General features: G+C 34.5%; 10 protein-coding genes and 1 tRNA gene. 5 read left to right on the top strand and 6 right to left on the bottom strand.

Annotation, left to right across the window (positions count from 1 at the left end; all coding sequences use genetic code 11):
- Window positions 1-76: 76 nt before the first annotated feature.
- From WD055_04985 to WD055_05005, 5 genes are all read left to right on the top strand, one after another.
- The gene (locus tag WD055_04985) at window positions 77-436 is read left to right on the top strand and encodes a hypothetical protein (protein MEX0849559.1); all 360 of its coding nucleotides are present in this window, start codon (window positions 77-79) and stop codon (window positions 434-436) included.
- A gap of 44 nt (window positions 437-480) precedes the next feature.
- Window positions 481-1,281: a hypothetical protein gene (locus WD055_04990; GenBank protein MEX0849560.1), complete on the top strand. Its 801-nt coding sequence runs from the start codon at window positions 481-483 to the stop codon at window positions 1,279-1,281.
- Window positions 1,235-1,603: a hypothetical protein gene (locus WD055_04995; protein ID MEX0849561.1), complete on the top strand. Its 369-nt coding sequence runs from the start codon at window positions 1,235-1,237 to the stop codon at window positions 1,601-1,603. Before WD055_04990 ends, WD055_04995 begins: the two co-directional genes overlap by 47 nt.
- Before the next feature lie 133 nt (window positions 1,604-1,736).
- Window positions 1,737-3,050 (top strand): phosphoglucosamine mutase, encoded by a 1,314-nt coding sequence (locus WD055_05000; GenBank protein ID MEX0849562.1) that lies wholly within the window; start codon window positions 1,737-1,739, stop codon window positions 3,048-3,050.
- Between the two features lie 9 nt (window positions 3,051-3,059).
- Window positions 3,060-3,692, top strand: a complete 633-nt coding sequence (locus tag WD055_05005) for a DUF502 domain-containing protein (GenBank protein ID MEX0849563.1) — start codon at window positions 3,060-3,062, stop codon at window positions 3,690-3,692.
- Between the two features lie 7 nt (window positions 3,693-3,699).
- Here WD055_05005 and WD055_05010 read toward each other — a convergent pair whose 3' ends face one another.
- The 6 genes from WD055_05010 to WD055_05035 all read right to left on the bottom strand — a co-directional run bounded on the left by WD055_05010 (window position 3,700) and on the right by WD055_05035 (window position 8,563).
- Window positions 3,700-4,164 (bottom strand): hypothetical protein, encoded by a 465-nt coding sequence (locus WD055_05010; GenBank protein MEX0849564.1) that lies wholly within the window; start codon window positions 4,162-4,164, stop codon window positions 3,700-3,702.
- Window positions 4,165-4,251: 87 nt separating this feature from the next.
- Window positions 4,252-5,208 carry a hypothetical protein gene (locus tag WD055_05015; GenBank protein MEX0849565.1) on the bottom strand — a complete coding sequence of 319 codons (957 nt, stop codon included), beginning with the start codon at window positions 5,206-5,208 and terminating at the stop codon, window positions 4,252-4,254.
- 2 nt (window positions 5,209-5,210) lie between these two features.
- Window positions 5,211-6,008, bottom strand: a complete 798-nt coding sequence (rph, locus tag WD055_05020) for a ribonuclease PH (GenBank protein MEX0849566.1) — start codon at window positions 6,006-6,008, stop codon at window positions 5,211-5,213.
- A gap of 29 nt (window positions 6,009-6,037) precedes the next feature.
- A complete protein-coding gene (locus tag WD055_05025; GenBank protein MEX0849567.1) occupies window positions 6,038-8,128 on the bottom strand; it encodes a polyribonucleotide nucleotidyltransferase in 2,091 nt (696 codons plus the stop codon).
- Between the two features lie 49 nt (window positions 8,129-8,177).
- On the bottom strand, window positions 8,178-8,444 hold the full coding sequence (gene rpsO, locus WD055_05030) for a 30S ribosomal protein S15 (protein MEX0849568.1): 267 nt from the start codon (window positions 8,442-8,444) through the stop codon (window positions 8,178-8,180).
- Between the two features lie 44 nt (window positions 8,445-8,488).
- A tRNA-Val gene (locus tag WD055_05035) sits at window positions 8,489-8,563 on the bottom strand.
- Between the last annotated feature and the right edge of the window lie 2 nt (window positions 8,564-8,565).

Here is an 8,565-nt window from a genome sequence, read left to right on the forward strand (position 1 = left end):
CTCTAAACTAGAACATTTATATTAAAATAAGTATGATCTTATTGTTTATTTTATAAATAAGAAATAAGGATCAGATATGTCATATTATAAAATATATAGTATATTCTTTTACTCAACTTGCACTCTTACATCTTTTGCTTTAAATGATGAAGCATATGCGCTCAAATGCTTAACTAAACTCAATACACAATGTAAACCTTTAATAGAATCTATAGAATATCAATCCAGCTTAATCTATTTTGGCTGTGAAACTGAACAAGAAGAAATAGTATGCCAAAATACTATAGGCCTTCTGGAAAACGAAATTTCTATGCATAAGTTTTTATGTTGGCGAAAACTTTATATAAACTTACACGATTTTGAACCCGGTGAGACTGATCCCAAAACATTTCTAGAAAAAATAAAAGATCAGTCAAAACTAGATCAAGATTATTGAAAATATACACAAGGAGAAGTATACTTACTCAAAAAAGGAAAGCTGTGTATATACGCTCGTTACATCTCTTACTATGCAAAGACATAGTTGAAATAACTACTCTAAGCTATCTTTTCTATTGGTGGCTCCATTGGCTCAAACAGGATAAACAAAAACAACTTTCGTTATATTTTTATGGTTACAGTCTCTTTTGGGCTGCATGCTCTTTGGGTAATTTAACTACGCTATTAACATGCATAGAATACACAGCACCATACACCATAATATTATTCATTTTGATCCATCAGAAAAACTTACAAAGAAATTTCATCTCATTATTTAAAGTGAAACCGGCACAAAAAACTGATATTGATTGGTTACAGGAAATTGTACGTTTTTGCTTACAAGCTAATGGTAATATTTCTATCTTAATAGAACATCAAAATAGTTTAAATAATCTACTTTCCATTAATGTCCCCATGCATACACAGATCTCCACACAACTATTACAATTTTTATACCATTCATCCGATTTTAACGCAAAACATTACATTTTAATAGATACACAAGGAAATATACTTGGAATAGATGTAACCTGGCAAAAGCCTTTAGCTCTCACTGGTATAAATGAAAACGAATCCACAAAAGCAAGCTATTATTTAATGAATAGTGATGCATTTATGTTGCAATACAATCATCAAAATCGTTTATTTACTATCATTATGAAAGAACATATATATACCAATTTAACCACTGCACAAGTATTGCAAAGCATTACTCATTATCTTGCATCATCAGAAAATAAAAAAGGTCCAAAAAATGAAGCTCCTTATATTTCATCAGATCAACAACAACCTCATGCTTAAGATAAGCGCATGCATATTAGGCGCACTCTGTTGGCTAAAAATTAATTATGATCAACCTATAACTTGCAGCTTCAATATTCCTCTTTCTTTTTATAACATAAGTGAATCAACTATAATTAATGCACCTGAATCTATAGAAGTCCAATTGCGTGGCAAACGAACTGACCTTTATACATTTGATGACCAAAAATATGCTATTCATATAGATAGCACCAATCTTACTCCAGGAAAGCAGACCATTGCTATAACTTCTGAAAAATTATTTTTACCTGATGCCATTACAATGGTACACTATACCCCATGTAAAATCGAAATATCATAAATTACTTTTTAAAAAATATTCATAAATAAAACCAACCGGAGTATGTATGAAGTTGCATTTATTTCCTACCCTTTTACTACTCAGCTTTTCACTTTGCACAGTTAAAACAGAATCTATAAAGACAAGGAAAAATATGTTCGGCACAGATGGCATTCGCGCAACAGTTGGTACATCACCATTTACTGCATCAAACTTATACACTATGGGAATGGCGCTCGGTAAATGGATTGTACAAACCTATGGCAACAATGCAACGGTGCTTATTGGCCATGACACACGTCTGTCATGCTCATTTGTTAAATCAAGTTTAAAAAGCGGCCTTTTGTCTTATCCTGTTTGTTTAATTGATACCGGCGTTATGCCCACACCTGCAATAGTACAGTTAACACTCAAACATAAAAATATCGATTGCGGCATTGTTATATCGGCATCACATAACCCTTTTCAAGATAATGGTATAAAGATCATTGACAGTAAAAAAGGAAAACTCTCTGTAACTGATGAAGAAATAATTACTACATATTATGATATCCCTGAAAAGATTCATAATTATGCACAATTAGGTGAAGAAAGATATTGGCAAGGAGCATATAAAGCATACTGTGATTATGTTGTTCAATTTTTTGAGCCTAATTTTTTACATGGTAAAAAAATTGTACTTGATTGTGCACATGGCGCAACACACAGATGTGGACCTGAACTTTTTGAATATTTTGGCGCAACAGTCATACCGTTTGCCCACCAACCAAATGGAAAGAACATTAATGAACAATGTGGTGCTGTTCATCCTGAACATTTAACAAAAGTCGTTCTTGAACATAATGCCGATGCAGGATTTGCATTCGACGGTGATGGTGATCGTGTTATTGCCGTTAATAATAAAGGTGAAATTCGTGATGGCGATGATATTTTGGCATTACTCCTGGATCATCCTATCTATACAAAAACACCGATTGTTGTCGGTACCATTATGACCAACAAAGGATTGGAAGTCTGGCTTGAAGAAAAAAATTGTAGTTTATTCCGCACACCGGTAGGTGATAAATATATTGCACGCAAACTACAAGAAGATAACTTAATTATTGGCGGTGAGCAATCCGGTCATACCATATTACATGACTATTTACCGAGTGGCGATGGTATTTTCACTGCATTGCGCGTCATGGAATCAATTATCTATACAGATAACACAACCATGCAAACATTCAAACGTTTTCCTCAAATATTGATTAATGTCCCAATCAAAAACAAAAAAGATTTGACACAAGAACCATTTGCTTCCATCATAAAACATAATGAACAAAAATTATCAAATGGAAGACTTGTGGTACGTTTTTCTGGTACTGAACAAAAATTACGTGTTATGGTTGAAAATGATAATGAAATACAAGCAAATGAAATTGGCCATACATGTGCCACGGAATTACAAAAAGCACTAGAAGGATAATATACCTTGATGAATAAGATTACAAACTTTTTCCGGACATTTATACGTTATTTATGGTCACTATTTTTAAACGGACTACTTACTATTTTACCTATTACCTTAACTCTTTCAATATTTAATGTATCATTTCGACTGCTCAAAGGTTGGCTTGAACCAATTGCACAGGTATGCCCTAAATATTTACTTTGTTTACCTCATGCAGAAATTTTCATTGCAGTCGTTATCATATTTTTAATCGGAACCATTTTAAAACTGTTTATGTTACGCTCCTTAGTACATGCATTTGAAAGTTTATTATTACGTGTGCCGATCATTCGCACTGTGTATAGCGGCATACAACAGCTAGTAAAAGCTTTTAATCCACAGGATCAAATTACATTCAAACAGGTCGTATTTCTTGAATTTCCACGTACCGGTATTTATAGCATCGGATTTTTAACAAGTGAAATGCCCCTAGCACTTGCACCAGAAAAAGATAAAGAATTTGTCAATGTATTTGTACCAACTACGCCAATGCCAACAAGCGGATTTTTTATTATCGTAACGCGAGATAAACTAATGCCAACCGATTTAAGCCATCAAGAGGCTATTGCGCTCATCATCTCCGGCGGTATCATAAAACCGGATCGTTTTATGAAATAACTTACATTCAATTTTTAGCTATATTTGATTGTAATATTTGACAAAATGCCGGTCGATCTTTATGAAGAGCAAGAGACTCAAATGCTCGTGCTAATCCAAAAACGGATCCTCTTCCTGTCTTAAATTCTTGATTATTGATCTGTACAATTTCCAATTTATAAGACTTCACCTCTGCCACCTTACACAACGCAGCTTTTTTTTGTGCATAAGGCAAATCCAATTCAATAGCTCTTTGAGCGAATAACTCAATATTTTTTGCATTCAATTCAATAATACAAAATACTCGGTCTATCCAGCTCATCCATTCTAAATCTGAAAGAACCAATCTATAATGCTCTTTAGGCAATTGCAATACACAAGCAGTAGCAATTTCTATCAATGTTTTAACTTTTTCTTTTGGTTGATTATCTGCACTATATATAGATAAAACAATATAAAACTGATAAAAAAAGAACCGATATAAAAACTTCATATGTTACTCCTGCAATAAAAAGGATATCTCCAACCCTCTCGCACAGAAGTATGTACATATTTATTCTTTTTTTCAACCCTTTAAGGTTTACTCTGTGTTCATGCTGAAAAATCGAGAAAAGAAATTGTCTAACCCAATTGAACTGCCACCATTTTTGAGTGAAACATCTAAATCATATAACCATTGATGAGCTTGTTGTAAATGTTCAATAGTATGTTGACGATAATCTTTTTGTAAAAAACTAAATGGCAAACGATAGCCAATTTTTTTTGCTGCAATAATATCGCGCTTATGCATCATTTGACAATAAAATAATGCCCGCCATATCTGCTCTGACCAAAAGGATATCCAAAACTGCTCCGGATATTCATCTTTAATTTTAGACCACATCTTGAAAAAAATAGAAAACTGTTGAGCAAAGAAATATTGACTCAATTTAAAGAGAGATTTATCCGGAATAACCAATTGATCTAGCCAACAATCAAAAAATTCTTGTGATTTTGAACCCATAACTTGCACATAATGCATAAGAACACAAGCAACATCAATATTAATTTTATCAGTCCCTATAAACATTTTATCAATATATCGTTTATCCATCGGCTTAAGCTCACGAACAAAGCACGTAAACAACTGTGCAAGCATCGCTTTATTCACCTGTGCAGGAATAGCAACTATTTTAATTGATTGTTCAGATTCTTTATATGGTGAAATGAGATCATCTGAAATAGCAAACATAATACCGTTTGGTCCATTATATTTCTGCAGATACATTAACCAACTCTGAGCTTTCTTTTTGGGTAACTGATGTACTGCACCCAACCAATAGGTACGCTTCATCCCCAAAAATGATGTTTCCAACTGTGCTTTAATATCTTTTTCTGGACAGCTATTTATATCCAAATATATAATTGGATCAGATAATTTTTGTTGATGTTTTAAAAGATAAGAAAAAAAAAGCAGCGGGTATGCATCTTCAACGGTAAATCCAATTATACCATTTTGTACTATATCCTGCTGCTGAATTAATTTTTGTAAATTCATACTTATGAATTTTGTTTTAAACGATTTTGTAAACTAAACAGTGGCGTATGATTTTTTTTATATTTTTCTTTTTGACCGGTTTCATACTGCTCAGTAAACGTGAATATTTGTTCAACACCCTGCACAGCCAAATCTTTAATAACATTAAAATCATCCCAAGAAAGTGCTGTTTTTTCAGCAGTTCCTTGAATTTCAATAATACTATTTGATTTAGTCAAAATAAAATTAAAATCACCATCGACAATGCTGTCTTCTGCAAAATCTAAATCGAGTAAATAATGGTCTTGCAACTTACCAACTGATACTGCTGCAACTTCATCTTTTAAGAATGATTGCTCAATCGTGCCATTTTTTAACCAGCGTTGCTCCGCTCTTTTTAATGCAATGCACGCACCTGTAATTGCAGCGGATCGTGTGCCACCATCTGCTTGCAATACATCACAATCAACAATAATAGTACGTTCTCCAAAATTACTCAGATCAACAACTGTACGTAATACACGACCAATTAAACGTGATATTTCAATTGAACGCCCTTGCAATTTTTGCACTGACGTAGCACGTTGTGTACGATGTTTTGTTGCTGTTGGCAACATAGCATATTCAGCATTAAGCCAACCGGTTTTTTTACCTTTCATAAAAGGTGGTACCGTTGGCTGTAAAGTAACAGAACATAATACTTTTGTATTACCAGCCTGAAACAGAACTGACCCTGCCGAATAACCAAATGTTTCTTGAATAATTTTAAGGGTGCGCACTTGATTGTGCGCACGTCCATTATAACGTTTTACCGATGTCATTGCTTTTTTATCTTCTTGGCAAATTGATATTATTTATCTTCTAATATACGAAGACGAATACGCCCAGTTGCGCTGTCATAATCGATAACTTCAATAGGTACAACATCATCAAGTTTATACATATTTTGGAAGCTACGTTGTTTATCACGTGGTATGCTTGAAACATGAACCAAACCATCTTGACCAGGTACCAATTCAACAAAGATACCAAAATCAACTATGCGTCTGATTTTACCTTCAAAACGATCGCCAGCCTTAATTTGACCTGCAAGAACTTTTACCCAGTTCGTTGCTTTATCAAGTTTCTCTGCTGACACACCAAATATTTTAACAGTTCCGTCATCTTCGATATCGATACTTGTTACACCGGTAGTTTCAATAATTTCACGAATCATTTTTCCACCTGAACCGATTACAGCACCAATTTTATCATTATCAATTTTAAAACTGATCACTTTTGGTACCAACGCTGACATTTCTGCAGCCGGTTCGGTCATACATTTACGCATTTCACTAAGAATATGCAAACGACCTTTATGTGCTTGCTTTAATGCTGATTCGAACACATTGCGACCAAAGCCACCTTTATGTTTAATATCCATTTGAATTGCAGTTATACCTTGATCGGTACCCGCAACTTTAAAATCCATTAAACCAAAGTTATCTTCAAATCCGCTAATATCTGTCAATACATGAATATCACCAGTTGAACTTCTTAACAAGCCCATTGCAACACCACTTACCATTTTTTTAATTGGCACACCACCCTGCATCATAGCCATAGTGGAACCACATACTGTTGCCATTGAACTTGAACCGTTTGATTCTAAAATATCGGTAACAATACGAATAGTATAAGGAAATGCCTCTTTACTTGGTAACATAAATTGAAATGAAGATGCTGCTAAATATCCATGACCAACTTCACGTCTACCCGGTCCACGCATTGGACGAACTTCGCCAACCGAAAATGGTGGGAAATTATAGTTCAACATAAACGTACGATCAGCTGTATCATCTTCCATAATGCTTTCAACACGTTGAGTGTCTTGGCCACCACCGAAAGTAACACTCGTTAACGCTTGCGTTTGTCCACGAGTAAAGAGTGATGAACCATGTGCAAATGGAAGCAAGCCAACTTCAACATTAATATCTCGCACTTGATCAAAAGCACGATTATCAACACGATGATTAACAGAAAATACTAAATCAGTAAACTTCTTCTTAAATGCTTCTTCAAAAAGATACGACAGTATGCGTTCAGGAATTTCAACCTTATTATCAAATGTTTGTACATAAGCAGAGAACTCTGCTTGAAGTTCTTTCAACTGTTCTGAACGTTCTTTTTTATCAACAACAAATGTTTTTTTAATGCGATCTTGATTCAAGAATTCTAATGCTCTTTCAGACCACACAGTCCAATCAATACTTTGATCTACCGGACGTTTTGTTTTGCCAACTTCTTTTGCAATTTCTTCTTGCCATGCAACAATTTTTTTAATCTGTTCATGAGCCATAAATGCTGCATCTACAAATTCAGATTCTGAAATTTCATCTGAAGTTCCTTCAATCATGCAAATGCCTTCTTTAGTACCTGCAACGATAAGAGTTGCATCAGCACGACCGGCATCTTCATAAGAAGGATTCACTACCCATTTGCCATCAACACGAGCCATTTCAACGCCACCAACCGGCCCTAAAAACGGTATATCTGAAATGCATAATGCTAATGAACTCGCGTTCAATGCCATTATTGAAGGAGCTTGTTTTCTATCGACAGAATACACTGTTGATAAAACTTGAATTTGATCAAAATAATGATCAGGAAAAATTGGTCGTATTGAGCGGTCAATAACACGAGAAGTTAAAACCTCTTTATCTGACGATTTCCCTTCCCGCTTGTAGTATCCACCTGGAATTTTACCCGCTGCTGCATATTGTTCACGATAATCAACTGTAAGCGGCAAAAAGCCGGGAAATTCATTACTTGCTGAAGCTGTTGCTGTTGTTAAAACAACAGTTCCTCCGTGTGTAAACCAAACGGCTCCATCAGCTTGTTGAGCTACCTTGCCAATTTCAACTTCGTAACCGAAGTCCGGCAAATTAAATTTTTTTACCATCTAATACGACCTATTATATTTTAAAGTAATACCGGTTTGTATAAATATTTTATTTCAAACCAAGTTTATGTTTTATCTCATTATATTTTTGCTCATTTTCTTTGTGCAAATAATTAAGTAATGTACGCCGTTGAGCAACCATTTTTAATAATCCTAAACGTGAAGAATAATCTTTATGATTACTTTTCATGTGTTCAGTTAAAACCTTAATCTTACCTGTTAGTGCTGCAATTTGCACCTCAGATGAACCGGTATCTTGTCCATCTCTACCAAAATCTTTTACAACTTCTTGCATTTGCTCTTTTGTTAAAGCCATTATATTGAACCTCAATATTCAAACGTTTATTTTTTTATGCTCTTTGGTAGGCACGAGCGGGATCGAACCGCTGACCCCTGCTACGTCAAAGCAGTGCTCTACCACTGAGCTACGCGCCTAT

It is taken from the genome of Candidatus Dependentiae bacterium (assembly GCA_040878395.1).
Lineage (GTDB): Bacteria > Babelota > Babeliae > Babelales > Vermiphilaceae > JAKBEL01.

Excerpts from the sequence above, each read along its gene's own strand:
- WD055_05015 (MEX0849565.1), bottom strand. The coding sequence starts at position 5,208 with ATGAATTTACAAAAATTAATTCAGCAGCAGGATATAGTACAAAATGGT.
- WD055_05025 (MEX0849567.1), bottom strand. The coding sequence starts at position 8,128 with ATGGTAAAAAAATTTAATTTGCCGGACTTCGGTTACGAAGTTGAAATT.
- WD055_05010 (MEX0849564.1), bottom strand. The coding sequence starts at position 4,164 with ATGAAGTTTTTATATCGGTTCTTTTTTTATCAGTTTTATATTGTTTTA.
- WD055_04995 (MEX0849561.1), top strand. The coding sequence starts at position 1,235 with ATGAAGCTCCTTATATTTCATCAGATCAACAACAACCTCATGCTTAAG.
- WD055_05005 (MEX0849563.1), top strand. The coding sequence starts at position 3,060 with ATGAATAAGATTACAAACTTTTTCCGGACATTTATACGTTATTTATGG.
- WD055_05000 (MEX0849562.1), top strand. The coding sequence starts at position 1,737 with ATGTTCGGCACAGATGGCATTCGCGCAACAGTTGGTACATCACCATTT.
- rpsO (MEX0849568.1), bottom strand. The coding sequence starts at position 8,444 with ATGGCTTTAACAAAAGAGCAAATGCAAGAAGTTGTAAAAGATTTTGGT.
- rph (MEX0849566.1), bottom strand. The coding sequence starts at position 6,008 with ATGACATCGGTAAAACGTTATAATGGACGTGCGCACAATCAAGTGCGC.
- WD055_04985 (MEX0849559.1), top strand. The coding sequence starts at position 77 with ATGTCATATTATAAAATATATAGTATATTCTTTTACTCAACTTGCACT.